The 26,237-nt window shown below is 74.8% G+C and carries 24 protein-coding genes; 8 read left to right on the forward strand and 16 right to left on the reverse strand.

Features of this window, described 5'->3' with window-relative positions; all coding sequences use genetic code 11:
• Positions 1–19 precede the first annotated feature (19 nt).
• Genes J2S41_RS23915 through J2S41_RS23925 form a run of 3 tightly spaced genes read left to right on the forward strand, consistent with a single transcriptional unit; the run spans position 20 to position 1,358 of the window.
• Positions 20–676, forward strand: coding sequence for an MBL fold metallo-hydrolase (locus tag J2S41_RS23915; protein WP_310370676.1), 657 nt, complete (start codon positions 20–22; stop codon positions 674–676).
• A gap of 50 nt (positions 677–726) precedes the next feature.
• The gene (locus J2S41_RS23920) at positions 727–936 is read left to right on the forward strand and encodes a type II toxin-antitoxin system VapB family antitoxin (protein WP_310370677.1); all 210 of its coding nucleotides are present in this window, start codon (positions 727–729) and stop codon (positions 934–936) included.
• Entirely contained in the window at positions 933–1,358 is a 426-nt protein-coding gene (locus tag J2S41_RS23925; protein WP_310370679.1) for a PIN domain nuclease, read from the forward strand. The genes J2S41_RS23920 and J2S41_RS23925 overlap by 4 nt, the downstream gene beginning before the upstream one ends.
• Positions 1,359–1,422: 64 nt before the next feature.
• Here the strand turns inward: J2S41_RS23925 and J2S41_RS23930 are convergent, their stop codons facing one another.
• The 3 genes from J2S41_RS23930 to J2S41_RS23940 form a co-directional block, all read right to left on the reverse strand.
• On the reverse strand, positions 1,423–1,629 hold the full coding sequence (locus J2S41_RS23930; RefSeq protein WP_310370681.1) for a hypothetical protein: 207 nt from the start codon (positions 1,627–1,629) through the stop codon (positions 1,423–1,425).
• Between the two features lie 35 nt (positions 1,630–1,664).
• The gene (locus J2S41_RS23935) at positions 1,665–3,290 is read right to left on the reverse strand and encodes a GMC oxidoreductase (protein ID WP_310370683.1); all 1,626 of its coding nucleotides are present in this window, start codon (positions 3,288–3,290) and stop codon (positions 1,665–1,667) included.
• Between the two features lie 71 nt (positions 3,291–3,361).
• Positions 3,362–6,160 (reverse strand): tetratricopeptide repeat protein, encoded by a 2,799-nt coding sequence (locus J2S41_RS23940; RefSeq protein WP_310370685.1) that lies wholly within the window; start codon positions 6,158–6,160, stop codon positions 3,362–3,364.
• A gap of 162 nt (positions 6,161–6,322) precedes the next feature.
• On the opposite strand from J2S41_RS23940, the gene J2S41_RS23945 reads away from it, so the two are divergent.
• A complete protein-coding gene (locus J2S41_RS23945; RefSeq protein WP_310370687.1) occupies positions 6,323–7,126 on the forward strand; it encodes a hypothetical protein in 804 nt (267 codons plus the stop codon).
• A gap of 303 nt (positions 7,127–7,429) precedes the next feature.
• Positions 7,430–10,087, forward strand: coding sequence for a DEAD/DEAH box helicase (locus tag J2S41_RS23950; RefSeq protein WP_310376485.1), 2,658 nt, complete (start codon positions 7,430–7,432; stop codon positions 10,085–10,087).
• Positions 10,088–10,186: 99 nt separating this feature from the next.
• On the opposite strand, the gene J2S41_RS23955 is transcribed toward J2S41_RS23950, so the two are convergent.
• Entirely contained in the window at positions 10,187–10,963 is a 777-nt protein-coding gene (locus J2S41_RS23955) for a class I SAM-dependent methyltransferase (protein ID WP_310370689.1), read from the reverse strand.
• Between the two features lie 176 nt (positions 10,964–11,139).
• Here J2S41_RS23955 and J2S41_RS23960 point away from each other — a divergent pair, with 176 nt between their 5' ends.
• Together J2S41_RS23960 and J2S41_RS23965 are read left to right on the forward strand one after the other, a co-directional pair.
• Positions 11,140–12,318 (forward strand): homogentisate 1,2-dioxygenase, encoded by a 1,179-nt coding sequence (locus tag J2S41_RS23960; RefSeq protein ID WP_310370691.1) that lies wholly within the window; start codon positions 11,140–11,142, stop codon positions 12,316–12,318.
• Complete coding sequence (locus J2S41_RS23965) at positions 12,300–13,385, forward strand: fumarylacetoacetate hydrolase family protein (protein ID WP_310370693.1); 1,086 nt, start codon at positions 12,300–12,302, stop codon at positions 13,383–13,385. Before J2S41_RS23960 ends, J2S41_RS23965 begins: the two co-directional genes overlap by 19 nt.
• A gap of 73 nt (positions 13,386–13,458) precedes the next feature.
• On the opposite strand, the gene J2S41_RS23970 is transcribed toward J2S41_RS23965, so the two are convergent.
• The 5 genes from J2S41_RS23970 to J2S41_RS23990 form a co-directional block, all read right to left on the reverse strand.
• The gene (locus J2S41_RS23970) at positions 13,459–14,115 is read right to left on the reverse strand and encodes a hypothetical protein (RefSeq protein ID WP_310370695.1); all 657 of its coding nucleotides are present in this window, start codon (positions 14,113–14,115) and stop codon (positions 13,459–13,461) included.
• Positions 14,112–15,497 carry an ABC transporter ATP-binding protein gene (locus tag J2S41_RS23975; protein ID WP_310370697.1) on the reverse strand — a complete coding sequence of 462 codons (1,386 nt, stop codon included), beginning with the start codon at positions 15,495–15,497 and terminating at the stop codon, positions 14,112–14,114. Before J2S41_RS23975 ends, J2S41_RS23970 begins: the two co-directional genes overlap by 4 nt.
• Positions 15,498–15,615: 118 nt before the next feature.
• On the reverse strand, positions 15,616–17,034 hold the full coding sequence (locus tag J2S41_RS23980; protein ID WP_310370699.1) for a DUF6297 family protein: 1,419 nt from the start codon (positions 17,032–17,034) through the stop codon (positions 15,616–15,618).
• Between the two features lie 70 nt (positions 17,035–17,104).
• Positions 17,105–17,722, reverse strand: a complete 618-nt coding sequence (locus tag J2S41_RS23985; RefSeq protein WP_310370701.1) for an ABC transporter ATP-binding protein — start codon at positions 17,720–17,722, stop codon at positions 17,105–17,107.
• A gap of 42 nt (positions 17,723–17,764) precedes the next feature.
• Positions 17,765–18,979, reverse strand: a complete 1,215-nt coding sequence (locus J2S41_RS23990; protein WP_310376487.1) for an EAL and HDOD domain-containing protein — start codon at positions 18,977–18,979, stop codon at positions 17,765–17,767.
• 74 nt (positions 18,980–19,053) lie between these two features.
• Between J2S41_RS23990 and J2S41_RS23995 the strand changes: the two genes are divergently transcribed.
• On the forward strand, positions 19,054–19,683 hold the full coding sequence (locus J2S41_RS23995; protein WP_310370703.1) for a maleylpyruvate isomerase N-terminal domain-containing protein: 630 nt from the start codon (positions 19,054–19,056) through the stop codon (positions 19,681–19,683).
• Between the two features lie 2 nt (positions 19,684–19,685).
• Here the strand turns inward: J2S41_RS23995 and J2S41_RS24000 are convergent, their stop codons facing one another.
• The 7 genes from J2S41_RS24000 to J2S41_RS24030 form a co-directional block, all read right to left on the reverse strand.
• Entirely contained in the window at positions 19,686–20,684 is a 999-nt protein-coding gene (locus tag J2S41_RS24000) for a terpene synthase family protein (protein ID WP_310370706.1), read from the reverse strand.
• Between the two features lie 49 nt (positions 20,685–20,733).
• Positions 20,734–21,570, reverse strand: a complete 837-nt coding sequence (locus J2S41_RS24005) for a cytochrome c biogenesis CcdA family protein (RefSeq protein WP_310370708.1) — start codon at positions 21,568–21,570, stop codon at positions 20,734–20,736.
• A 3-nt stretch (positions 21,571–21,573) separates the two neighbouring features.
• On the reverse strand, positions 21,574–22,158 hold the full coding sequence (locus tag J2S41_RS24010; RefSeq protein WP_310370710.1) for a redoxin family protein: 585 nt from the start codon (positions 22,156–22,158) through the stop codon (positions 21,574–21,576).
• A 133-nt stretch (positions 22,159–22,291) separates the two neighbouring features.
• Positions 22,292–22,888, reverse strand: a complete 597-nt coding sequence (locus J2S41_RS24015; protein ID WP_310370711.1) for a GTP-binding protein — start codon at positions 22,886–22,888, stop codon at positions 22,292–22,294.
• A complete protein-coding gene (locus J2S41_RS24020; protein WP_310370713.1) occupies positions 22,872–23,333 on the reverse strand; it encodes a DUF742 domain-containing protein in 462 nt (153 codons plus the stop codon). Before J2S41_RS24020 ends, J2S41_RS24015 begins: the two co-directional genes overlap by 17 nt.
• Complete coding sequence (locus J2S41_RS24025; protein WP_310370715.1) at positions 23,330–23,755, reverse strand: roadblock/LC7 domain-containing protein; 426 nt, start codon at positions 23,753–23,755, stop codon at positions 23,330–23,332. Before J2S41_RS24025 ends, J2S41_RS24020 begins: the two co-directional genes overlap by 4 nt.
• Positions 23,752–26,142, reverse strand: a complete 2,391-nt coding sequence (locus J2S41_RS24030) for a sensor histidine kinase (RefSeq protein ID WP_310370717.1) — start codon at positions 26,140–26,142, stop codon at positions 23,752–23,754. The genes J2S41_RS24025 and J2S41_RS24030 overlap by 4 nt, the downstream gene beginning before the upstream one ends.
• Positions 26,143–26,237: the final 95 nt, after the last annotated feature.

A 26,237-nucleotide genomic window follows, 5' to 3' on the forward strand; every position in this document is an offset into this window, starting at 1 on the left:
ATGCGCGGGGGGTTCGCTCGTGACGTACACCGGCCAGGTCTCACCGGGCTCCGCCCCCGCCGTGCGCACGCTGCCGGCGCTGACCATCACCAAGCTGTCGGTCGGCGGCGCCTGGAACAACAACGCGTACCTGTTGCGCTGCCGCGCGACCGGCACCCAGCTGCTGATCGACGCGGCGGCCGACGCACCGGAGCTGCTCGCCCTGATCGGTGACGGCGGCCTGGAGACCGTGGTGACCACGCACCGGCACGGCGACCACTGGGGCGCGCTGGCGGAGGTGGTCGCCGCCACCGGCGCCGCCTCGGTCGCGCACCGCGACGACGCTCCCGAGCTGCCGGTGGTCTCCCGCACCGTGGCGGAGGGCGACGTGATCACGGTGGGCGAGGTGTCGCTGGAGGTCATCCACCTGGTCGGGCACACGCCGGGCTCCATCGCGCTGCTCTATCAGGACCCCGCCGGTACGCCACACCTGTGGACCGGCGACTCCCTCTTCCCGGGCGGCGTCGGCAACACCCGCGGCGACCGCGACGCCTTCCGGTCCCTGATCACCGACGTCGAGACCAAGCTCTTCGCCCGCCTCCCCGACGACACCTGGTTCTACCCCGGCCACGGCGACGACTCCACCCTCGGCACCGAACGCCCCTCCCTCCCCGACTGGCACGCCCGCGGCTGGTAGTCATACCCCGTATATACTTCATCGTGTCTCCGGATATACGGGAGGAACACGTGGCCAAGGTGCTCATCGACGTCGACGACGACGCTCTCGCCGAGGCGTCGAGGCTGCTCGGTACGAAGACCAAGAAGGACACGGTGAACGCCGCGCTGCGGACGACCGCGGAGCAACTTCGGAGGGCGCAGGCTCTCAGCCGGCTCGCCGAGCTCGGCGAGGCGGGCGCGTTCGACGAACTGCTGGACAAGAGCACATATCGGGCATGACGACGGCCAGGTTCCTGATCGACACCAGCGCGGTCGTGCGGCTCCTGCGGAACCGTGCCGTCAGAGAACGCTGGCAGTCCCAGATCACCGCCGGGGTGATCGGCATGTGTCCGCTCACCGAGCTCGAGTTGCTCTACACCGCGCGCTCCAAGGCCGATCGTGAGGAGTTGGTCGGCCTGCTCGACGCCGCCTTCACCTGGGTGGGCATACCTGACCGCGGCTACGCTCAGGCCTCCCGGACACAGCAGCACCTGACGGACGACGGCACCCATCGCTCCGCGGGGACCGTCGATCTGCTCGTGGCGGCGACCGCCCACCTCGAGGGTCTGACCCTCGTCCACTACGACCACGACTTCGAAGCGATCGCGAGGGTTACCGGGCAGCCCACCGTCTGGCTGGCGCCGCCCGGTTCCATCCCCTGACACCCGTCGCGACCTTGGTGCGAACGGCGGTACGCGCACGCACCGCCGTTCGTGAGATCGGGAATCAGTCCGGGGGGCCGACCGGGCTGCCCTGGTCGGCGGGGCTGTCCGGGGAACGGCCCGGGACCGCGGGGGCGTGGTCGCCGGTGGCGAGGTCCTCGTGGTCGGTGTCGAGGTCGCCGGGGTTGCCGGTGTCGGGCTCGGTCATGGTGTCGGGGGACATCGAGCCGGGGTCGGCGATGTGACTCAGGTCGTCCTGCGGGTTCGTCATGGCGGGCGGGTACCCGGGCGGCCACGGGTCAACCGTCAGAAGACGGTCCCGGCGTCGGCGGGGACGAGGGTGTCGAGGCAGCGTTCGGCCAGGGCGGCGACGGTCAGCGCGGGGTTGCAGGCGGCGGTGGAGCCGGGGATCAGCGACGCGTCGAGGACGTAGAGGCCGGGGTGGTCGTGGACGCGGCCGTACAGGTCGCAGGCGCGGTCCAGCACGGCGCCGCCGAGCGGGTGGAACGTGTAGGGCTCCAGCGCGTTCATGTCGAGCAGGCCGTAGGGCGCGGCAGCGGCGGCGGAGAGCAGGCCGTCCAGCACGGCGATGCCGGTCAGCGGTGGTTGCGGGCCGGGCGACGGCGTGCCGGCGACCAGGGTTCGCAGGGTGTCGCGGATCGACGCCTGCGCGACGGCGTCGGCCGTGGACGGCCAGGTCAGCCGCACCTCGTCGGTGAGCGGACGGTACGTGAAGCGGCCCGCCGGCTCGCACAGGCCGATGCCGGGGACGGGCATCGCGTGCGTCTCCACCGGGAACGGCGCCGGGCCGAACTCGACGGTGGTCGCGCGCGCCGGATCGGACCAGCGCATGATCGCCACGCTGGTCGGGCCGCCCTGGTACGCACCGGTCGGCTCCGGGATCAGCGCGCGCAGGTAGAGGCGCAGGCCGTTGTTGCCCCAGTGCAGGCCGACCTGGTCGTTGAGGCGGGGCAGCGCGCCGGTGTCGCGCGCGCGGACCAGCAGCCGGGTGGTGCCCATCGCGCCGGCCGCCAGAATCAGCGCGTCCGCGGTCAGGACCAGCTCCTCCACCAGGTCGCCGTCCGCGGTGATGTGCCGGGCGCGGACGGCGTACCGGCCGGTCGAGGACGACGCGGCGACGTCCGTGACCACGTGCAGCGGCCGCACCTCGGCCAGCCCCGACGCCTCGGCCCAGGCCAGGTAGTTCCGGTCCACGGACGTACGCGCGCCGCTGTTGATGCCGGTCAGGTACTCACCGATGGACGCGGCCGGTACGGCGGTGCCGGCCAGTTCGGCGCGGACCACGGACCAGTCGCAGGCCTCGTCGAGCCGGCCGGCGGGCAGGCCGGCCCGGGCGGCCTGGTCCAGGAAGAGGCGGGTGGGCGCGTACCGCTGATGGGCGAGCACGTCGTCGGGGATCGACCGCGCGCCGATCCGCGCCCGCACGCGCGGATAGTGCACGTCGGCCATCTCCTGGTAGTCGACGCCGGCCGGCATCACCCGGCTGAACACGTCCCCGTCCGGCTGCAGCATGACGCCGTCGACCAGGGACAGCCCGCCGACGCCGGCCCCGGTGATCACGTCCATGCCGTCGCCGCGGACGCGCTCGAACAGCCCGGCGTACGGCCGGTACACCGTGGGCGGCATGCCGGGGTAGACCGGCGCGGGCGTGAACCAGGAGGAGCGGCGGTCCGGTGCCAGGAACGGCGGGAACGTGTCGCCGCCCGGCAGGATCGGCCAGCGGCGGCCGCGTTCCAGGACGAGCGACCGGACGCCGGCCTCGGCCAGCCGGTACGCGGCGATCGCGCCGCCGTACCCGGACCCGATGATGATCACCCGGTGGTGCTCGCGCCGGACCCGCGAGGGCGGGCCGGGCAGCAGCGCGGCGGCGGACAGGGCGAGCACGCTCCGGCGGGTCAGCTCGGCGGCCACGGGCACTCCTCACGGTGATCGGCTGCACGCAGTGTGGCCCGGCCCGGACCACGACGCACGTCGATCAAGGATCAGGCGGCCATCGCGTGCCGGAGGCGATCGTGCAGCGCGCGCGTCTCCGGCGAGGCGGACGCGCCGACCTCGGACCGGAGCAGGCCGACCAGGTCGTCGTACTGGCGGAGCGCGCGGGCCGGGTTGCCGAGCGCGGCGTGGCAGCGCATCAGCCCGCGGTGCGCCGCCTCCAGCAGCGGGTCGTGCTCGATCAGCCGGGTGAACACCTCCGCGGCCTCGGCGAACCGGCGCTCCCGGCCGAGCAGCACGCCGCGGGTCAGCATGACCTGCTCGTAGCGGCGGCGCAGCCGGTCGCGCGGGACCGCGGCCCAGTCGCCGGCCGGCACGCCGGCCAGGAAGTCGCCGGTGTAGCGGCGGGCCGCCTCGGTGAGCGCGGCGAGGTCCTCGCCGTCGGCCGCCGCCAGGAACGCGTCCACGTCGTAGCGGACGTCACCCTCGACGCGGTATCCGCCCGCGGTGAACCGGACCGTGACCGCGCCGCCGAGCGCGCGCCGCAGGTGCTTGAGGCAGGTGTGGAAGCTGTTGCGCAGCTCGGCCGGGCCGGCGTCGGGCCAGAGCGCGGCGCCGATCTCGTCCTTGCCCGCGCCCGGATGGGTCAGCAGGTGGTACAGCAGCTCGCGCGGCTTGGCGTAGGTCCAGTCCTCCGGCCCGAGGACCCGGCCGCCGGCCAGCACGCGCGCCCGGCCGAGCGCCTCCACGACCAGCCCGGCCGGGGGCGTCCTCACCACCGGGACGGCCGCGGGCCCGGCGAGCGCCAGCTCCACCGCGCGGTCCAGCGGCATCGCCGCGCCCTCCGCCGCGGCGCGCTCCCGCTCCCCGCCGGCCAGCCGCGCGGTCACCGTGCGCACGCAGTACTCCCGGTCCAGCCGGTCGCACGGCGGCAGCGGCGTCCCGATCGCCGCGCGGGCCGCCGCCGCGGCCGACAGCAACACCGCGGCGGTACGCGCGTCCGCCAGCAACCCGGCCAGCACGTCCAGCACCCCGGCGGTACGCCACCGGTCGCCCACCTCGTGGTGCAGCCGCAACCCCTCGCGGAGCAGCCCGAGCGCGTCCTCCCGCTCGCCGAGCAGCAGCGCGGCCAGCCCGAGCTGCTCGGTCGACCACGCGATCCCCTCCGCCGACCCGAGCCGCCGGGACAGCTCCAGCGCCTCGCGCAGCAGCGGGCGGGCGCCCGCCGGGTCGCCGCCGCGCAGCGTGGCCGCGCCCAGGTCGACCAGCGCGCCGATCATCCCGTCCGGGTCGTCCAACTCGCGGAACTGCCGCAGTGCGTCCGTGGCGAGCGTGGCCGCGTGCGCGTAGTCGCCCTCCAGCCAGGCCGTGAAACTCAGCGCCTTGACCGCGCGCGCCGTGCCGGCCGGATCGCCCAGCCCGCGCCACGCGGCCAGGCTCCGCTCGTGCCGGGCGCGCGCCTCCGCGTACCGCCCCTGCTCGCGCGCGATGCCGCCGAGCCGGTGCAGCGCCAGGGCCGCGCCGTGCGTGTCGCCGGCGCGCTCGAACAGCGCCACCGCGCGGTGCAGGCGCGCGGCGGCCGACTCGTACGCGCACTGCAGGAACTCCAGCGCGCCCAGCCCGGCGAGCGCCTTGGCCAGCACGGCCGGTGGCGTGCTCGCGTCGGCCAGTTCCAGCGCGGCCCGGAGCCGGTCGCCGCCCTCCGCGTACCGGCCGCGCAGCCGGTGGTAGTGGCCGAGCGCGACGGCGAGCCGGACCGCGGCGGCCGGGTCGTGCTCGCGCGCCCAGCCGAACGCGGCCCGCAGGTTGTCCCGCTCCAGGTGCAGCCGGTCGAGCCAGACCTCCTGACCCGGGCCGGTGAGCCGGGCGTCCGCGTGCTCGGCGAACGCCACGTAGTAGTGCGCGTGCGCGCCCGGGTCCGCGGCCGGCCCGCGCGCGGACGCGTATTGCCGGACCACGTCGAGCAGCCGGTACCGCTCCTGGTCGCCGTCCGCCTGGGCCTGGACCAGCGACTTGTCCACCAGCCGGGCGAGCAGCGGCAGCGCGTCCGGGCCGCCGACCGCCTCGGCCGCGTCCAGCGTGAAGCCGCCGCGGAAGACCGCGAGCCGGGCGAAGAGGTCGCGCTCCGGCCCGGGCAGCAGGTCGTAGCTCCAGTCCAGCGCGGCGCGCAGCGTGGCGTGCCGCGCGGGCACGTCCCGGTCCGCGGTCACCAGCAGGCCAAACGCGTCGTCCAGGCGGTCCAGGATGCGCTGCGGCGGCAGCATCCGGACCCGGGCGGCCGCCAGTTCCAGCGCCAGCGGCATGCCGTCGAGGCGGCGGCACAGCCGGGCCACCGCGTCCGCGTTGCCCTCCCCGACCGTGAAGCCGGGCGCGACCCGCCTCGCCCGGTCCGCGAACAGCCGCACGGAATCCGCGTCGGGCAGCCCCTCGACCCACCAGACGTGCTCGCCCGCCACGGCCAGCGGCTCGCGCGAGGTGGTGAGCACGCGCAGCCCCGGGCAGGCGCGCAGCAGCTCCCCGGCGAGCCCGGCCGCGGCCGCGACCAGGTGCTCGCAGTTGTCCAGCACCAGCAGCAGCGGCCGGTGGCCGATCAGGTCCGCCGGCCCGCGCCCCGGCACCTCGGCGACCCCCAGGGCATCGAGCACCGCCGGTACGACCTGGTCCGCGCCGGCCTCGGCGAGCGCCACCCAGGCCGTGTCCGGGCCGGTGCAGACCTCCCGGGCCAGCCGCGTCTTCCCGCTGCCGCCCGGGCCGACGAGACTGAGCAGGCGTGACTCGCCGAGCAGGCGACGGATCTCGCTGACGTCGCGGCGGCGGCCGATGAATCGGGTGAGCGGGGGCGCGGTCATCTCCCGGCCAGCATTCGATTCGCGGCCGTCACCGTCAAGCGGACTGTCGGCTCCGCGATGACCTGTATTTTCAGCGCTTCCCCCCGCGTCACCCCGCGTCTCCCCCCGCACCCGGACGGCACTGTCATGAGGTCAGTTCCGACTCCTCAGAAGGGGAAACAGATGCTCAGGCGTCTCGCCGTCATCGCGATCACCACCGGTGCCGTCACCGCGGCCCTGCTTCCGTCGTCCGGCCCGGCGTCGGCGGCTCCGGCGGCTCCGGCGGCGTTCACCAAGATCCAGGGCGCGGCCGCCAACGCCGCCGGCCTGCAGGGGACCGTGGACGCGTACCGGCTGCTGCTCGGCAACCCGAACAACGGCAGCGCGCTCGGCACCCAGCCGGCCGGCCGTCGTGAGATCAACTGGGACGGTACGCCGGACGCGCAGTCCTCGCCGAACGCGTTGCCGCGCGACTTCTTCAACACCACCGTGCCGCGCGGTGCGGTCTTCTCCGGCGCGTCGGCCTTCCAGGTCAGCGCGGACAGCTCCAACCCGTCGTCGGCGCCGGTCCGGTTCGGGAACATCAACTCGACGTACCCGTCGGTCTTCGGCACGTTCAGCCCCGAGCGGCTGTTCACGCCGATCAACTCGAACAAGACCACGATCAAGTTCTTCGTGCCGGGCAGCACCACGCCCGCGGCCGTGAAGGGCTTCGGCGCCGTCTTCACCGACGTCGACAAGGCCGGCACCACCCGCGTCGAGGTCTACGACCGCTGGGGCGGCCTGCTCTGGGGCGACTGGGTGCCGGCCGGCACCACCTCCTCGAAGAGCCTGTCCTTCCTCGGCGTCACCACCGACGCGGACATCGCCGAGGTGCGCATCACCACCGGCAACGCCGCGCTCGGCGCCTGGACCAACGACACCTCCAGCACCGACCTGGTCGTCATGGACGACTTCCTCTACGGGGAGCCCAAGGCCCTCTCCTGACACCACCACCGCCGGTGGCCGGGTAACGAGGGCCCGGCCACCGGCCTTTCCATGCCCCGAGGCGTGCCGCGGCAGCGGTCTCGACGGGCCGAGATGAAGTCGGCCGCTCAGCTGCGGGCCGGTCGGCAGCCGGCCCGCCCCGGAGCTGAGCGGCCAATCAGTGAGCGACATGGCCCGGCCAGCGCTGGTGACCCGTCGTTCGCCCAGCTGATCGGCCGTTCAGGGTCTGCGACGACGCGGCCCCGGCGACGTGGTGGGCGGCAGCGCATAGAGTGGCGCGCGATGGACCCGCGGAAGATCCTTGTGGCGTTGGCGGATCTGGCGCCGGCCAGGTCGGAGCTGGTGCTGGACGTGGCGCGGGCCGGGCAGCCGTTCGCGTGGCTGGCGGATCCGGAGCGGGCACCGCACGGGCGGGTCGGCGATCGGTTCGCCGGGCTGGACGCGCTGCACCGGGAGGAGCGGGTGCTGCGGCGCGGCTGGGGGTGGGTGCTGGGCCGCGCGGAGATCGGCGGGACGCTGCGGCGGGTGCGGGTGCCGCTGGTGTCGCAGCCGGTACGCATCGAGCGCGGCCTGCGCAACCGGCTGCTGCCGGCCGGCGACCTGGAGATCACGCCGCTGCTGGCGGACCGGGCGCTGGCGGCGCGGTTCGAGGAGGCGTCGGGGCTGGGCGGGCCCGGGTGGCTGACCGCGCCCGGCACCAGGGCGTGGATCTCGTCGCTGGCGTGGGCGGCCGAGCTGCCGGTACGGGACGTGCTGTCGCCGCCGGTGACGAAGGCGCCCGCGGAGCACCTGGTGGCGTACGCGGCGGCCGCGCTCTACATCGCCCGGGACGTGGCCTCCACCGGCCCCCGGGACACGCTGCTGACCTGGGCGAACCGGACCGGCCTGGAGCACACCGCGCTGGCCGCGGTCTACACCGGCGCGCCGGGCGACGCGACGGCGGCGGAGCAGGAGGTCAGCTCGCCGCTGCCGCTGAACGCGGCGCAGCGCACGGTGGTGGCGCGCACCCGGTCCGAACGCGTGGTGGTGGTCTCCGGGCCGCCCGGCAACGGCAAGTCGCACGCGGTGGTCGCGGCCGCGCTGGACACCGTCGCCCGCGGCGGCTCGGTGCTGGTCGCCACGCAGTCGCGGCACGCGGCCGAGGTGCTGGGCGGGCTACTGGAGCGCTATCCGGGGCCGGTCCCGGTGCTGTTCGGCGACGCCGAACGGCGCGACGAGATCGCCACGACGCTGACCTCGGGGCTGGGCGAGGGCGTCCCGCCGGGCCGGCTGGCCGAGGACGCGCGCGCGGTGGACGAGGCGGCCGCGGCCGTGCGGCGCGCCGAGCGGGAGATCACCGCGGCGCTGGCCCGGGAGGCGCTGGCCGAGGAGTTGGAGGACTGGCTGCCGCTGCTGCCGGCGCTGCGCGCGGACGTACCCGCGGCCTTCGCCCCCGACGCCGATCTTCAACGGGCCCGGCGCCTGCACGACGAGGCCGCGGCGGAGCCGGTCGGCTGGTGGCGGCGGTTCCGGCGGCGGCGCGCCGAGCGACGGCTGCGCGCCATGCTGGGAACCCACGACCGCGCCGGTACGGCGTTGCGCGCGGCCGAGAGCGTGCGGGCCGCCGCCGAGCTGGCCGCGTGCGGCGGCACCGACCTGGCCGCGCGGTGGGACGCGCTGGCCCGCGCGGACGACGCGCTCGCCGCCGCGATCGGCACCCGCCTGCGCCACGATGCCACCAGCGCCGCGCGCTGGGACGCAGCCGCCCGCCGCAGCGCCGCCGCGCTGGCCGCCGCGCTGCGCGCCGGTCGCGCCCGCCGCCGGGAGGCGCTGGCCGCGCTGGACGGGTCGGCGCTGGTCCGGGCGCTGCCGCTCTGGGTCGGCACGGTCACGGACGCGGAGGACCTGCTCCCGGCCGTACCGGCGCTGTTCGATCTGGTCATCCTGGACGAGGCCGCGCACATCGACCAGATCCGGGCCGCGCCGGTGCTGGCTCGCGCCCGCGCCGCGCTGGTCGTCGGCGACCCGCGCCAGCTGCGGTTCGTGTCCTTCGTCGGCGACGCGGACGTGGCCGTGACGCTGGAGACCCACGGCCTCGGCGGGTACGCGGACCGGCTGGACATCCGCCGGATCAGCGCGTTCGACCTGGCCGCCGGCGCCGCCGCGGTGACCGTGCTGGACGAGCACTACCGGTCGGTGCCGCACCTGATCGAGTTCTCCGCGCGGCGCTTCTACGACGACCGGATCGCGCTGGTCACCCGTCATCCGCGCACCGAGGGCACGGACGCGGTGGAGGTCCGGCAGGTCGCGCCGGGGACCGAGGTCGAGGCCGTGGTCGAGGAGGTGCGGCGGCTCTCCGGCGGGACCGGCATCGGCGTGGTCACGCCGTTCCGGGGGCAGGCGGACGCGCTGGAGGCCGCGCTGCTGGCCGCGTTCCCGGTCGAGCGGATCGAGGCGATGGGGCTGCGGGTCGGCACGGTGCACGCGTTCCAGGGCGCGGAGGCCGACGTGGTGATCGCGTCGCTCGGCCTGTCCGACGCGGACCCGGCGTCCCGGCACCGGTTCGCCGCGGACCCGAACCTGTTCAACGTCATGATCACCCGAGCCCGCCGCCGCCTGGTGGTGGTGACCGCGCAGCAGCGGCCGGCCGGCCTGATCGGGGACTTCCTGGCGTACGCCGCGGAGCCGCCGCGCCCGGCGCACGCGCCGCCGGACGCGGCCAAGGGCTGGGCCGCGCGGCTCGGCCGCGAGCTGGCCGAGGCCGGCGTGACCGTACGCGCGGACTACCCGGTCGGCCGGTGGACCGTGGACCTGTGCGCGGGCGAGACCGGCCTGATCTGCCGGGTGCACCCAGACGGCCCGGCCGCACACCTGGAACGGCAGCGCACGCTGCGGCGCGCCGGCTGGGACCTGCGCGACGCGTTCCCGAGCCGCTGGGACGGCGACGCCGCGCGGGCCGCCATGGAGATCGTCAGCCGGTGAGGTCCCGCGCCCACGGGAGCACCGGCACGATCACCGAGCCGAACCCGCGCCCCCGGGTCGCGGTCAGCCCGGCCGAGGCCGGCGGTGACAGCACCCGGGTCACCGGCGCCGGCCGGCGGTGGAGTAGAGCAGCGGCGCGCGGATCACCATGCGCGGGTCGGACATCAGCGCGGTGACCCGGTCGAGCAGCCCGTCGTCCAGCCCGGCCGAGCGCAGTCCGTCCCGCTGCTGCGCGATGTTCGCGGCGTTGAGCAACGCGCCGGCCGTGCCGCCGGGCCAGGAGCGCGCGTGCACCTCGGTGTCCACCCCGGTCAGCCCGGCCGCCAGCATCGCCGCGTGCACGCGCAGCGCCCAGCCCGGGTCGTTGCCGAGCGCGGGCAGCACCCGGCCGGTCAGCACGTCGAGGTAGGTCTCGAACGCGACCTCGTCGGCGGGCTCGGGCGCGGCCAGCACCGCGTGGCGGACCCGGGTGGCGAGATCCTCCAGCAGCAGCACGCCGCCGGGCGCGAGCGCGCCGGCCAGCCGGCGCAGCACCTCCTCCCGCTCCGGCAGGTGCATCAGCAGCAGCCGGGCGTGGATCACGTCCCACTCGCCGGGCGGCAGCGGCTCGGTCACCACGTCGTGCCGGAGCACGTGGTAGCCCGCGCCGGCCGGCAGGTGGCGGACGTTCACGTCGGTGGCCAGCACGGACGCGCCGCGCCCGGCCAGCCAGCGCGCGATGCCGCCGCCGCCCGCGCCCAGCTCCAGGCAGCGCCGGCCGGCGAGGTCGCCCAGCGCGGACAGGCGCGCGGCGGTGCCGCCGTCGTACATCTCGGTCAGGTAGCGGTGCCGGTCGGCCGCGGCCGGGTCGTCGTTGTCGAACGCGTACCGCAGCATGCCTCAGCTCCCCGGGGTGAGCGGGAACGCGACCACCCCGGTCCCCGGCGCGCCGCCGGCCGGGCGGTCGGCGGTGCCAGCGGCCGGGTGCCGCGCGCATAGAAGTCTAACGATGCCTAAGTCAACCCGCGACGAACCGTCCTCGATCTGATAGAGATGAGCCGGAGGTGGGGACAATGGCGTTCTATCGTTCCGTCGGCGAGGTGCCGCCGAAGCGGCACACCCAGCACCGGCGCCCGGACGGCGGGCTCTACTACGAGGAGCTGATGGGTGAGGAGGGCTTCTCCTCCGACTCCTCGCTGCTCTACCACCGCGAGATCCCGTCCGCGATCGTGGACGCGTCGCCGTGGGAGCCGCCGGGCCTGGGCACCACGGCGAATCATCCGCTGCTCCCCCGCCACCTCCGGCTGCACGAGCTGTTCAAGGACGCCCAGTCGGAGGACGTGGTCACCGGCCGGCGGCTGGTGCTCGGCAACGGCGACGTGCGCATCTCGTACGCGGTGGCCGACGAGCCGTCGCCGCTCTACCGCAACGCGATCGGCGACGAGTGCGTCTACGTCGAGTCCGGCGCCGCGACCGTGGAGACCGTGTTCGGCGCGCTGGACGTCACGGCGGGCGACTACGTGATCCTGCCGCGCGCCACCACGCACCGCTGGCTGCCGACCCCGGGCGAGCCGCTGCGCACCTACATCATCGAGGCGAACAGCCACATCGCGCCGGCCAAGCGCTACCTGTCCCGGTACGGGCAGTTCCTGGAGCACGCGCCGTTCTGCGAGCGGGACCTGCGCGGGCCCGGCGCGCCGCTGCTGTCCGAGGACACCGACGTGCCGGTGCTGGTCAAGCACCGCGGCAGCCGCGGGGTTACCGGCACCCGCTACGTCTACCCGAAACACCCGTTCGACGTGGTCGGCTGGGACGGCTGCCTGTACCCGTACACGTTCAGCATCCACGACTTCGAGCCGATCACCGGCCGGGTGCACCAGCCGCCGCCGGTGCACCAGGTCTTCGAGGGCGGCGGCTTCGTCATCTGCAACTTCGTGCCGCGCAAGGTCGACTACCACCCGCTGGCCATCCCGGTGCCGTACTACCACTCCAACGTGGACAGCGACGAGGTGATGTTCTACTGCGGCGGGAACTACGAGGCGCGCAAGGGCTCCGGCATCGGCCAGGGCTCGATCTCGCTGCACCCCGGCGGGCACCCGCACGGGCCGCAGCCGGGCGCGACCGAGCGCTCGATCGGCGTCACCGAGGTCGACGAGCTGGCCGTCATGGTGGACACGTTCCGGCCGCTGGAGCTGGGCGAGGGCGGCACGGCCTGCGAGGACCCGGCCTACGCGTGGAGCTGGGCCCGGTGACGTACGGCGTCTTCAGCGTGGCGGGCGGGCCGCGCCGGCTGGGCGCGCTGGTCGGCGACCGGGTGGTGGACCTGACGTCCGCGGGCGTGTTCGCGGCCGCCTCGCTGAACCCGCTGATGGCCGCCGGCCCGGCCGTGTGGCGCGCGGTGCACGACCGGCTCGCCGACGTGGACCTGGACCGGCATGCACACCCCGCCCACACGGTACGGATGCACCGCCCCTTCGAGGTGGCCGACTACGCGGACTTCTACGCCTCCGAGCATCACGCCACCAACGTGGGCCGGATCTTCCGCCCGGACGGCCCGCCGCTCCGGGAGAACTGGCGCCACCTGCCGATCGGCTACCACGGCCGGGCCGGCACGGTGGTGGTCTCCGGCACCGACATCCGCCGCCCGGCCGGCCCGCTCGGGCCCGGCGAGTTCGGGCCGACCCGCAAGCTGGACTTCGAGGCGGAGATCGGGTTCGTGGTGGGCGTGCCGTCCGAGGGGCCGGTGAGCGCGGACGCGTTCGCGGAGCACGTCTTCGGCGTCTGCCTGGTCAACGACTGGTCGGCGCGGGACGTGCAGCGCTGGGAGGCGACGCCGCTCGGCCCGTTCCTCGGCAAGTCGTTCGCCACGTCGATCGGCGCGTGGGTCGTACCGCTGCATGCGCTGGACCACGCGCGCGTGCCCGCGCCGCGGCAGGAACCGGAACCGCTGCCCTACCTGCGCCCGGCGAAGCCGTGGGCGCTCGACCTGGCGATCGAGGTGCGGATCAACGGGCACGTGGTGTCCGCGCCCCGCTTCGCGGACATGTACTGGACGCCGGACCAGCAGCTCGCGCACCTGACCGTGAACGGTGCCACGCTGCGCACCGGCGACCTGTTCGCGTCCGGGACGGTCAGCGGCCCGTCCCCGGACCGGCACGGCTGCCTGCTGGAACTGTCCTGGGACGGCCGCGACCCGATCGCGCTGCCGGACGGCACCACCCGCGCCTACCTGGAGGACGGCGACACGGTCACCATCTCCGCGACCGCGCCCGGCGGCCCGTCGCTCGGCGCGGTCACCGGCACGGTCCGCGCTCACTGAGCGATTCTCACCCCGGCCCGAGGTGCTCGGCGAGCCGCGGTCATCCGTCCGTGGGCGCCAGGTCGGAAGAGACTCACTCCTGACGGCGGCCCACGTGGTGGACGGTGGCGGCGGCCGCGGCGACCATCAGCACGGAGACCGCGCCCAGGCCGGAGAGCGGCGTCAGCATGGTCTCCGGCGCCGCCTCGCTGCCGAGCAGCACCAGCATCGGCGCGACCGGCGGGATCACCCGGATCAGCACCATCACGCCCACCGCGCCGACCGCGACGAGCACCGCCACGCCGGTACGCCGGATCAGCAGCCGCGAGCAGAGCAGGCCCACCGCGATCCCGGCGAACCCGGCGGTGAGCTGCGCGATCACGCCGACCGCCAGGCCCGCGCCGGTGATCGGGTGCCGGCCCGCGTAGAGCGGATAGATCAGCCCCACCAGCATCAGCAGCACCGCGATCGAGGCGGCGGCCAGCACGTTTCCCGCCAGCACCCGGGTCTCGCCGCCGGCCGCGGTCGCGGTCATCGCGCGCTGCGTGCGGTCCTCCGTGTTGATCAGCACCACGGTCAGCCAGGTCATGCTCAGGAACAGCGTGAGCGCGCAGGCGGAGTACGTCTCGGCCAGCGGCCCGGCGTCGCCGGTGGTGAGCACCGTGACCGCGGTGCCGTGGAGCAGGATCGGCGCGATGTAGCCCTGGCTGCGCACCAGCATGGACAGCGAGTAGCGGACCAGCGCGATCATCGGACCTCCTCCGCCACGTCGGTGTTCTTCACCAGCGTGAGGTTCGGCCGGGGCTTCCGCGGCGCGGGTGCGGGCCGCGGGGCGCCGGGCTCGTCGTCGGCCAGTTCGCCGGCCGCGCGCCAGGCGTCGCCGGGCCGGCCACGCGACCGGCCGTCGTCCCGGCCCGGGTCGTCGTCACGCCCGCCGACCGCATCCGGGCCGTCGTGCGGATCGCCGTCACCGCCAGGATCGCGGTCGCCGTGCGGGTCGCGCTCGTCGCGCGGATCGCGGTCGCCGCGAGCCGGGGCAGGGCCACCTCGACCCGCCTCCGGCTCGTCCCACCTCCTGGCGGCGCGGGTGCTTTTCTCCCGGTCGCCGGGATCGGAGCCGGTCAGCGCACCGTCATCGTCCCGGAAGCCGGGATTCCGGCCGCCGCCGGTGTCGGCGTCGCCCGGCGCATCGCGATCAGGTGAATCGTCGTCCCGGCGGTCGCGCCCGTCCCCGGCGTCGGGCGCGTCCCGCTCGTCCGCGTCCGCCACGTCGTCCCCGCCGCCCCTCCCGGCCACCACCGGCACCGGCGCGGAGCGGCGCACCGACTGCACGGACCAGCCGTTGCCGAGCGCCTGGAAGATCAGCTCGTCCGCGTACTTCGCGACGATCTCCAGCGTCACCACCGCGTCCTCGCGGCCCGCCTCCAGCACGCCCGGCAGCCGCCACCAGTCCGGCTCCGGCGCGTCCAGCGCCGCGTCGACCAGCTCCACGAAGGCCAGCGCCTCGCCGGACGGCGCGGTGGAGAGCCGCCCGCCCGCGATCCGGTAGATCACCGACGCGCTGGCCGACACCACGGCCTCGCGGTGGTCGGTGAACACCACCGCGCCGCCCTCGCGCGCGGTCTCCGCGATCAGCTCGGCCAGCACCTCGTGCGCGGCCGCGTCCAGCCCGGACCAGGGCTCGTCCAGCACCAGCAACTGCGGCGGGACCATCAGCGCCTGCGCGACCGCGACCTTCTGCGCGTTGCCCTTGGAGAGCCGGCGCAACTCCGCGTTCGCCCCGCCGACCAGTGCGAGCCGGCTGAGCAGTTCGTCCGCGCGGGCGCGCGCGGCGCGCGTGCCGAGCCCGCGGATCCGGCCGATGTGCGTGAGGTAGGAGCGCGCCGAGACGCGCGCCTGGGTGGGGAAGCGCTCCGGCACGTACCCGATCGCGCGGGGCCGGGCCACCACGGTGCCGGACGTGACCGGCGAGAGCCCGGCGACGATGCGCAGCAGCGTGGACTTGCCCGAGCCGTTGCCGCCGATCACGCCGACGACCTCGCCCGGGTAGATCACCAGGTCGATGTCGTCCAACACGGTGCGTGATCGGCCGTACCGCTTGCCGACGCCGCGCAGCTCGACGAGGCCAGCCATGACACCTCCATTGTCGCAGGCATCCGCCCTTCGCCCCGGCCCAGCATACAAACCCGCGGGGCTTCGCGGGGGTACGCCGTCGCACCGTCACCCGCCCGGCGACGATCACCCACAGTGGTCATCCGGTTGCGATCAGATCCACGACGATCAGCAGCGCCACCACGTCCCAGCCCCGTCCCAGCTGCCGCAGCAGGTCCGCCGGGATCAGCCCGAACGGCGTCTCCACCACCGGCCCGTCGTAGACCATCGCGCGCCGGGTGCCGGACCGGTACACCGCGCCGACCGCGCCGGCCAGCAGCACCGCGTCCGTCCACAGCGGACGCGTGCCCGCGACCGGCGTGGTGACCAGGAAGAACAGCGTCGCGGCCAGCGCGGGCACGACCAGGTGGGCCAGCTTCAGCGCGGTGTCGCCGCCACCGAGCGCGCGGCGCAGGCCGGGCGAGCGGGTGATCGCGCGCAGCCCGCCGGCCAGCCGGTCGCCGGCCAGGAACGTGGTGAGCACGTGCGCGGGCCCGGCCAGCCCGGGCACGGCCAGCGCCACCGCGTACTGCACCAGCACCAGCGCGGCCCAGCCGAGCAGCGCGCCGCGCCGCCGCACCGCCCGCCGCAGCTCCGCCTGCACCAGCGCCCAGGCGCGGGGCGGGCCGCCGAGCGCCGGCCCGCGGTGGAAGCGGCGGCTGCGGACCCGGCCGATCGCGCGCCAGCGGCGCACCTCCAGCAGGTCCGCGATCAGCGTGGGGTCGAGCATCACCGCGGCCGCGGCGGCGCTGCCGGCGAACTGCGCGCCGGTCGTGGTCACCGCGCGGTCCACCCGGGCCAGCGCCCGGACCGCGAACACCACGGCCGTGCCGGCCGCCAGGAACACCAGCGGCGGTACGGCGGCCGGCACGCGCAGGCCCGGGTGCACCATGGCCGTACCCGTGAAGTGCAGCGCCACCACCGCGGCGGCGGTGAGCGCGCCCGCGCCGATCAGCACGCGCCCGGGCAGCTCCGCGAGCCCGCGGGCCCGGCGCGCGCCCTGCATCACCACCGCGCCGGCGCCGGCCAGCAATCCGGTCGCGGCACCGAGCAGCGTCGCGTGCACGGTCCCGCCCGGGCCGCCCGCGAACCCGGACAGCGGGCCCGGCAGGAAGCCCAGCACGGCCACGGTCGCGGTGGCGCCGGCCAGCAGGCCGGTGAACCGGGGCAGCAGCAGCGCCCGCCGGTCGACCGGTGCGCTGGCCACCCAGGACTGCAGCGCCGGGCCGACGAAGACCGGCCCCATCGCGCGCAGCCCGGCCCAGCCGAACCCGGCCGCGGTCAGCATCGCGGCCACCAGCAGCCAGCGCTGCTCCGCCGGGTCGCCGGCGCCGACCAGCGGCGACCGCAGGAACGAGCGGCTCATGTCGGCCAGCACCCAGCCGTAGAGCGCGGCCAGCAGCGCCAGCATGTACAGGTCGGTGAGCACGTCCCCGAACGAGGTGCGGTGGTGCCGGCGCCGGAGCCGCCGCAGCCGGGCCCGGACCTGCCGGACGCCGGGCCCCGGCCGTCCGCTCATGCCGGACCTCCCGGCACGTCGCGGTCCCGCCGGGGCCGGCGCTGCACCGATGATTCGCTCGCCCGCTCGCTCATCCGCCGATCTCGATCCGGACGTCCGCGACGGCCTCGATCAGCTCCTCGTCGTGCGAGGCCATCAGCACCGCCACGCCGGCCGCCTTCTCGCGCAGCAGCCGCTCGGCCAGCCAGCCGCGGCCACGGACGTCCAGCCGCTGCTCCGGCTCGTCCAGGATCAGCAGCCGCCGCGGCCGGACGAAGCACGACGCCAGCGCGAGCCGCCGCCGCTGCCCGCTGGAGAGCGTGGCCGGCAGCTGGTCGCGCGCCCGGTCCAGGCCCAGCTCGGCCAGCACCTCGCCGACCGGGTCACCGCCGCCGCCGTGCGCGGTCGCCAGCAGCTCCAGGTGCTCGGCCACGGACAGGTCCGGGAAGAAGTCGATGTCGTCCAGCGCGGCCGCCATGATCGAGCGCGTCCACGGGTCCGCCTCGTCCAGCCGCCGGCCCGCCGAGGTGATCTCGCCGTCGTCCGGCCGGTCCGCGCCCACCACGCAGCGCAGGAGCGTGGTCTTGCCCGATCCGTTCGGCCCGGTCACCACGCCGGCCTGGCCCGCGCGCACCGTGAAGCTCACGTCGTCGAGCACCACCAGGTCCCCGAAGCTGCGCCGCAGCCCCCGCACATCCAGCGCGTCCATGGCGGTCACCCTGCCATGCGGTCCCGCCGGGCGATCATCGGGTCAGGCCGGCACCGTCGTGGCCGCGACCATCCGGGCGGACCAGCGCCAGCCGTCCACGTACGCGCGGACCAGGTCGGTGCCGCGCGCGGAGGGCGCGACCGCGTCCAGGTCGCCGCGGGAGAACGCGTCCACGGTACGGAGCACGTCGCCGAGCGTGCCGGAACCGTCGATCAGCGCGCCGGCCACGTCGTCCGCGAGCGGCAGCCGGTCGGCGAGCATGGCCGGGGTCACACTCAGCACCTCGGCCACGCCGCTGATCAGGCCCGCGGTGAACGCGGCGTCCGGCGACGCGCGCATGCCCTCGGCCAGACTCTCGCAGAACCGGGCGCGCAGCAGCGCGGTGGTGAGCTGCTCGTCGGTGGCCTCGACCGCGTCGCCGAGCGCCATGATCATCGCCCACTGGCGGATCTGGGTGAGGCCGAGCAGCACCACGGCCTGGCGTACCGAGGAGACCTTGTACGCGGCACCGGCCGCCGCCGAGTTGGTGGCGCGCAACACCCGCAGCGCCAGTGCCGGATCGCTGACGATGGTGCTGATCACGCGGTCCATGTCCGCGTCGCCGAGCGCCGGCACCAGCTGCAGCCGGACCAGCCGGGACGGGGACAGGCTGGTCGCGGTCATCACCCGGGGGCGGCTCAGCGCGTAACCCTGGCGCAGCTCGAAGCCGTAGCGGTCGGCGAGCGCGACGTGCTCCGCGGTCTCCAGCCGCTCCGCCACGATCTGGATGCCCGGGTACTCCCGGCAGACCGAGGCCACCTCGTCGAACCGGGCCTCGTCGCCGTCCAGCATGTCCAGCTTGAGGTAGGAGGCCAGCGGCAGCAGCCGCTCGTGCCCGGAGCCGTGCACGTAGTCGTCCAGCGCGATCCGGTAGCCGGCCTCGACCAGCGCGGTCACGCCGGCCACCACCTCGTCGTCCGGGACCACGGTCTCCAGGATCTCCAGCACCACGTTCTCCGGCCCGAACGGCAGCGCGACCTTGCCGACGATGAACTCGCGGGTCAGGTTGATGAAGCAGAGCCGGTCGCCGGCCACCTCCGCGATGCCGAACTCGGTGAACACGTTGATCAGCACCTGGCTGGTCGCGTACGCGTCCCGGGCGGACGCGTCCACCGCCTCCATGCTGCCGCGGAAGAGCAGCTCGTACGCCACGACCGTGCCGCGCGAGTCGAAGATCGGCTGGCGGCCGACGTGCACGCGCTGGGTGATCGACGGCATGGGGTTCACGCGCCGACGATCGGTGCCGCCCGCCCGCTCCTGAGACATTCCGGAGTGAGGCATATTACGTACCCATGACATGGTCTTATCTGTCCGCCGCCGAGGCGGTGGCCGCGCTGGTGGCCGACGAACGGGTGGCCGCGGTCTGGGACCGGCCGAGCGCGCTGGAGCGGATGACCGTCGCCGCGCTCGCCGGCCACCTGGCCCGCGCCGTGACCCAGGCCGCGCAGGTGCTGCGGGCGCCCGCGCCGGACGCCGCGCCGATCCCGCTGGTCGAGCACTACACGCGGTCCGCCTGGGTCGGCGCGGACCTGGACGACCCCGCCAACACGATGATCCGCGACACCGGCGACGCCGAGGCCGCGGAGGGCCCGGCCGCGCTGGCCGCCCGTACCCGCGCCGCGCTCGACGCGCTCCGCGAACATCTGGCCACGGAGCAGCCGGCGCGCCCGGTGCTGCTGCCGTGGACCGGCTGGGCGCTGACCGTGGAGGACTTCCTCACCACCCGCATGCTGGAGATCTCGGTGCACGTGGACGACCTGGCGGTCAGCGCCGGCATCCCCACGCCCGCGCTGCCCGAGGAGGTGCTGGACCCGGTGCTCACGCTGCTGCACCGGCTGGCGGTCCGCCGCCACGGCCCGCTCGCCGTGCTGCGCGCGCTCAGCCGCGCCGAGCGTGCCCCGCGCACGATCGCCGCGATCTGAGCTCAGACGAGGTCCTCGGACGGAACCGGCGGCGCGGCCGGGTCGTAGCGGGACGTGTGGCGCTGCCAGTCGTAGTTGCCGCGGATCAGCGCGTGCAGCGCCACCCGGATGTAGCGGTCCACCGCGGCGCGCTCGGCCGCGTCCAGCCCGATCGCGGCCGCGGTGTCCGGAACCAGCCGCTCCAGCCCGGTCAGCTCCGTGATCAGTGCGTGCGCCTGGCGTACCGTCTCGGTGACCGCGTCGGCGCGGGCGTGGCCACCGGCGTCCTCCAGGATCAGGACCGCGTTGCGCCGGGTGCCGCGGCGCTCCTCCACCTCGACCGAGGCCACGTCGTTGCAGAGTCCGGCGATGTCGGCCGTGAGCGTGCGCAGGCGTTGCAGCAGCGGCGTGTGGAACGCGACGTCCGGCAGCTCGCAGCCCTGGACACGCTCGGCCAGGTCGAGCACGGGGTACGCGCCGACGGTCGGCCGCCGCAGCGCCAGGTGCTCGGTGACCGTGGCGGGCGGCGCGAGCGCCGGCGGCTGCGCCTCGACCAGCACGCCGGCCAGGTATCCGGCCCAGTCCTGCGCGGCCCGGGTGCGCCACGCGGCGGACATCCCGGCGCAACTGCGCGCCCACACGTCCGCCCAGGCGAGCGTGGCCGGCACGGCGTGCGGCGGCGGCGTGCCCGGCGGCTCGTGCAGCAGCGCGAGAAGTTGCCGGGCGGCCGCGACCGCGGCGGCGCGCGGGCCCGCGGGCGCGTCGTCGAACTGGTCGTCGAAGAGGAACAGGAAGCACTGCAGGTGCGCGGCGAGCAGCAGGTCGTCGCCGTGCGCGGCCGGGTTGAAGCGCGCCGCCAGCTCGGCGAGCCGCCAGCCGGCGACCCGGTCCGCGGCGGCGCCGCTGCGGATCAGGCCGAGGTCACGCGCCCAGCCCAGGGTGCCGGCCGCGGCCCGCTCGATCTCCGGAGGGGCGACCGCAGCCGACGGGTACGGGATGTCGAAGGCGACGCCCTGCGGCACGGGGACCCCCGGAAAATATCGATTTCCTCCGGTCCACCATACGTGAGGGTCACTCGGCGCCGAGGCGTCCGCGGCGGATCAGGCCGACCGCCAGCAGCAGCACGCCGAACGCCGCCACCAGCGGCAGCACACCGATCCGCTCCACCGTGGACACCAGCGCCTCCTGCACGCCCAGCGCGGCCTCCACCACCGGGTCCGCGCCCGCCCACCGGGCGTCGTGGAGGACGCGCAGTTCGTACCAGCCGTAGTAGGTGATGTAGAGGCCGGCGACCGCGAGCAGCACGCCGCCGGCGCGCGGCGCCACCGCGCTCGCCCGGCGCACCCGGGACAGCAGCGACGTGCGGACCAGCGCCACCGCGAGCGCGGTCACCCCGACCACCAGCGCCATCCCGGCCGCGTACGCGCCGAACAGCGCGGCCGAGCCGCCGCTCAGCGACACCCCCACGATCGCCAGGAACGGGACGATCGTGCAGCTCACGGACGCGAGCGCGTACGCGGCGCCGAACAGGGCCATGGACGGCAGCGAGCGGGTGAGCGCGGGCGCGCGGCGGATCAGCGGCAGGCTCGGCAGCCGGCGCCCGGTCGCCAGCAGCACGCCCAGCACGGCCAGGATCGCACCGGAGGCGAGCGTCAGCCAGGGCAGCCGCGGCTGCAGCCACCCCATCGCGGGCGCGAGCGCGAACCCGAGCGTGCCGAACACGGCCACGAAGCCCGCGGTCATCGCGAGCGTGGAGGTGACCACACGGCCGGCCGCGGCCCAGCGCCCGCCGGGCGCGTCCGCGGCGACCAGCACGGAGAGGTACGCGGGCAGCATCGCGAAGCCGCACGGATTGAACGCGGCCAGCATGCCCGCGGTGAGCGCCAGCAGCAGCCCGGCGGTGTCCACGGCTCAGGCCGCCAGCCGGTCGAGCCAGGCCACGAAGTCCTGCTCGTCGAGCCAGCCCTTGTGCACGACCTCGCCCTTGGCATCGATCATGACGTAGTAGGACTGCCGGGTCACCTCGAACCGCTTCCACAGCTCGCCGGCGCCGTCGTTGATCTGCGGCACGGCGCCGAGCTCGTAGGTGGTGACGAACGAGTCCATCGCGGCGGTGTCCGTGCTGAGCCCGGCCACGCCGACGATCGGCACCCGGCCCGCGTAGCGCGGCGCCTGCTCCGCGATGATCCAGCCCTGGCCGGCACAGGTCGCGCACCACGGCGCCCAGAACCACAGCACGGCCGGCTTGTGCGCCAGCGACGTACCGTCGAAGGTTCTGCCGTCCAGCGTGGTGCCGGTGAATCGCAGCAGCTCCGGCACCGGGCCGGTCGGCGCGGGCTCGGACGGCGCGGCCGGGGCCGGCGCGGACGGCGCGGCGGCGGACGGCGCGGAGACCGGCGGCGGGGCCGACACCCACGACTCGGGTGGCGATCCGCACGCGCCCAGCGCCAGCAGCGCGGCCCCCATCACCAGCGCCGTGAACCGCCGTGCCCGCATGCCGCCCCCAGAGGATCGTGGCGAGAAAACCCCGTCGACCATGAGGTACGGCGGGCACCCACGATCCGGTTCAGACACGGCTCCGGCCGGCGCGCCACACGGGGCACGCCGGCCGGAGCACGGTGTCGTCGGTTCAGCGGGTGGCCATGGCCCGGCCGTGGCCCAGCCGGGCCGCGAGGACCTGCTCGATCAGGGACACCAGGATGCCCTTGACCGATTCGCGGGACCGGGCGTCGCACTCGACGACCGGCACGTGGTCGGCCACGCCGAGCGCCTCGCGGATCTCCCCGAGGTCGAACCGGTTGACCGACTCGAACACGTTCACCCCGAGCAGGAACGGGATGTTGTGCTCCTCGAAGTAGTCCAGCGCGGGGAAGCAGTCCTCGATCCGGCGCGTGTCGACCAGCACCACGGCGCCGAGCGCGCCGTCGACCAGGTCGTCCCAGAGGAACGCGAACCGGTCCTGTCCGGGCGTGCCGAACAGGTACAGGACCAGCGACTCGTCGAGGGTGATGCGGCCGAAGTCGAGTGCCACCGTGGTGGTGGTCTTGGCCGCGACCTGTGACGTGTCGTCGATGCCGATCGACCGTTCGGTCATCTCGGCCTCGGTGATCAGGGGCTCGATCTCGGAAATCGCACTCACGAAAGTGGTCTTCCCGACGCCGAACCCACCGCTCACCACGATCTTCACCGAGATCGGTGTCGTCAGGCGGCTAGAGGGCGCGTACACGATCCCTGATCCTTTCGATCAATTCGATGGACAGCTCGTTCTGCTGTTCGGAGACCTGGATGTACTTCTCGGCGATCAGGTCTCCGACCAGCACCCGCGTCACGCCGAGCGGCGTGCGCAGCGCGGCGGCGAGGTCCGCCAGGGACATCGGCGCCTGGCAGAGCTGGACGATCCGCTCCGCCTCGAACCGCAGCGGCGCGGAGAGCGCCGCCGGCTGCGCGAAGAGCAGCGTCTCGATGCGGAGGTTGTCCGCGAGCGGCCGGGTCCGGCCGCCCGTCACCAGGAACGGCCGGACGACCGGGTCCTCCGCCTCGGAGGAGGACCCGTCCGGGGCGCGGTGCCCGGCGTGGTCGTCTGTCCGGCGCCGCTCCGGCTGCTTCTGCTGCCATTGCGGGAACATCCGCGGATCCGGCATCCGCAGTCCGGACTCCGGGTCGACGTTCACAGGCCCAGGTGACGTCGGGACTCGGCGATCAGGGCCGGCGTGAGCAGCGTGCCGAACCGCTCGGTCAGCGTGGAGATCTCGTAGCCGATCAGGCCCAGATCGCTGTCGCCGGTGGCCACCACGCCGAGGACGCTGCCGCCGGTGATGACGGAGACCAGCAGGAAGCCCCGCTTCATCTCGATCATGATCAGCTTCAGGCCCTCGAACTCGTACTTCTTCGAGGCGCTCCGGGCCAGGCTGGCCATGCTGGAGACGATCGCCGCCAGGTGGTCCGCCTCGGTCCGGTTGAGCCCGTCCGAGCACGCGATGAGCAGGCCGTCGGAGGAGACCGCGACCGCGTCCTTCACCCCGTCGGTCTGGTGCACGAAGTTGCCGAGCAGCCAGTTGAACTGGTGCCGGTCGGTCTGAGTGTCGACGCTCATGCGCTGGTGCCTCCGCCTTCGGTGCCGTGGGGGTGGTTGGTTCGTACATCGGTGTTCGCACGCTGCATGCCCGCCCGCAGCGCCGTGAGGCGGTTGCGCACCTCGGCCGGCGAGGAGTCGACCATCGCCGCGGGTGCCTCCGGCACGCTCGGCGCGGCCGGTGCGGCCTCGGCCGCGGGCCGGCTGGTCCGCGGTGCGCGCTTGCGCAGACCGTTCCGGGTGCGCTCGACCTCGCCGGTCTCGATCGTCCGGGGACGCGGCGAGGACTGCTCCGCGACCGCCTCGGCGGCGGCCTCCGCGGCCGCGACCTCGGGGGACGGCGGCACGGTCAGGTACTCGACCACGCTCGGCTTGACCCGTCCGCCGATCGCCAGGTACGGCGCGTCCGGTGCCTGGGTCGGCGCGCCGGAGCTGACCAGCGGCCGGCTGACCTCGGGGGCCTGCGGAGCCTGCGGGGCCTGCGGCGGCCGGAAGGCCGGTGCGGGCGCGATCGACGCCGGCGGCTCCGGCGGCTGCGGCCGGACCGGGATGACCGGCATGGCGGGCCGCTCGTCCACGATCTCCCCGTCCCGGACCGCCGGCGTCGCCGCGGAGGCGATCACCGAGGAGGGCAGCAGCACGCGGGCCGTGACGCCGGTGACCGGCGAGGACGCCAGCTTCACCTCCGCGCCCATGTCCCGGGCGAGCTGACCGACCACGTAGTGGCCGAGGTAGCGGGCCGGCGCCGTGATGAAGTCGCCCTCACCGCGCAGACGCGCGTTGGCGGCCTCGATGTCCGTGTCGCTCATGCCGACGCCCTGGTCGACGATCGCGATCAGGTACTGGTCGCCGACGCGGCGGCCCTGGATCTCCACGTCCGAGTCCGGCGGGGAGAACGTCAGGCCGTTCTCGATCAGCTCGGCGAGCAGGTGCGCCACGCCGCTGACCACGGCACCGACGATGTTGGCGTCGTCGATGCGGCGGAACGAGACCCGGCGGTACTCCTCGACCTCGGAGACCGCGGCCCGGATGACGTCCGCCATCGGCAGCGGCGCCGACCACTGCCGCGGGCTGGACGTGCCCACGAGCACCAGGAGGCTCTCCGCGTTCCGTCGCATACGGGTGGCCAGGTGGTCCAGCTCGAACAGGTTGGCGAGCGCGGACGGGTCCGTCTCCTCCCGCTCCAGCGTGGTGATGAAGCCGAGCTGACGGCGGAGCAGGTTCTGGTTGCGGCGGCCCAGGTTGGCCAGCGACTCGGTCGTCGACTTCCGCAGCAGCGCCTGCTCGGTGGCGAGCGTGTACGCGGTGGCCTGCACGTGCTCGAACGCCTCGGCCAGCGACCGCATCTCGGAGGACGCGCCGCGGGCCAGCCGGACCGGGGTCAGGCGCGGACGCTCCTCGTCCGGCGACATCTCCTGGGCGATGGCCACCGCCTGCGGCAGCCGCACCTCGGCGATGTGGTCGGCCTCGGCGGCCAGCGCCGCCAGCGGCCGGGTGATCGACCGGGACGCGAAGATCAGCACCGTGATCGCGACCGCGAAACAGGCCACCACGATGGCGGTCAGCAGCAGGATCGCGTTCAGCGTGAGCGTCTGCAGCTCGGACGCGCGGCCCCGGATCTCGTTGCCGACCTCCTCCTGCACCTTGGTCACGCCGTTCAGGAACTGCGTCATCGCGTTGGAGTAGAGGCCGGTGTCCGCGAAGATCTCCCGGCCGTCCGCGGACTCGTCCGCGATCTCCCGGAACCGCTCCACGGTCCGGGCCGAGCCGGTGTCCATCACCGCGGCGAGCCGCTCCCGCTGCGACTGGGTCGCGGAGGAGGAGAACTCGGCGATCGCCGCGTCGTTCTGCGCGATGAGGCTGGCGTAGTCGACGTATTCGTTCACGCCGTTGACCTCGAACGTGCCGCGCAGGAACACCTCGTTGAGGCGCACCGCCTCCTGCGAGGACGACTCCTTGATCACGTTCAGCGCGTTCAGCACGGTCACCATGCGGCGCAGCGAGGTGTCGCCCAGCCGGTCCAGCTCGAAGTCGATCGTGTTCAGCGCGGTGATCTTGTCCGTGAAGAACACGACCGCGCTGTTCAGCTTGGCGGACTTCGCGTCGACCTGGCCCCGGAAGTTGTCCAGCGCGGTCAGCGAGGCGAGCGTGGAGCTGATCCGGTCGTCGATCGCGGCCTGGTCGTCCTCGGCCACCATCGCGGCGACCTCGCGCCGCCGCTGGTCGACGGCCTCGCGGGCCGGCGCCAGCCGGGCCGCGACCAGATCGTTGCCGGTGAGCAGGCCGGCGGTGGCGCCGCGCTCGTCCTGCAGCGCCTGAACCAGCTGCTGCACGCCGAGAGCGAGCGTGACGCTGCGGGTGGTGTCCCGCGCGTCGTTGTAGTCCTGGGCGCTGTCCACGGCGAGCACGCCGAGGAGAGCGAGAATACCGGCGAGCGGGACAGCCAACAGTGTGGCCAGGCGCTGACGGATCGGGCGGCCCTGCCGGAGCTTCTGCCCCGACG

Source organism: Catenuloplanes atrovinosus (genome assembly GCF_031458235.1).
Lineage (GTDB): Bacteria > Actinomycetota > Actinomycetes > Mycobacteriales > Micromonosporaceae > Catenuloplanes > Catenuloplanes atrovinosus.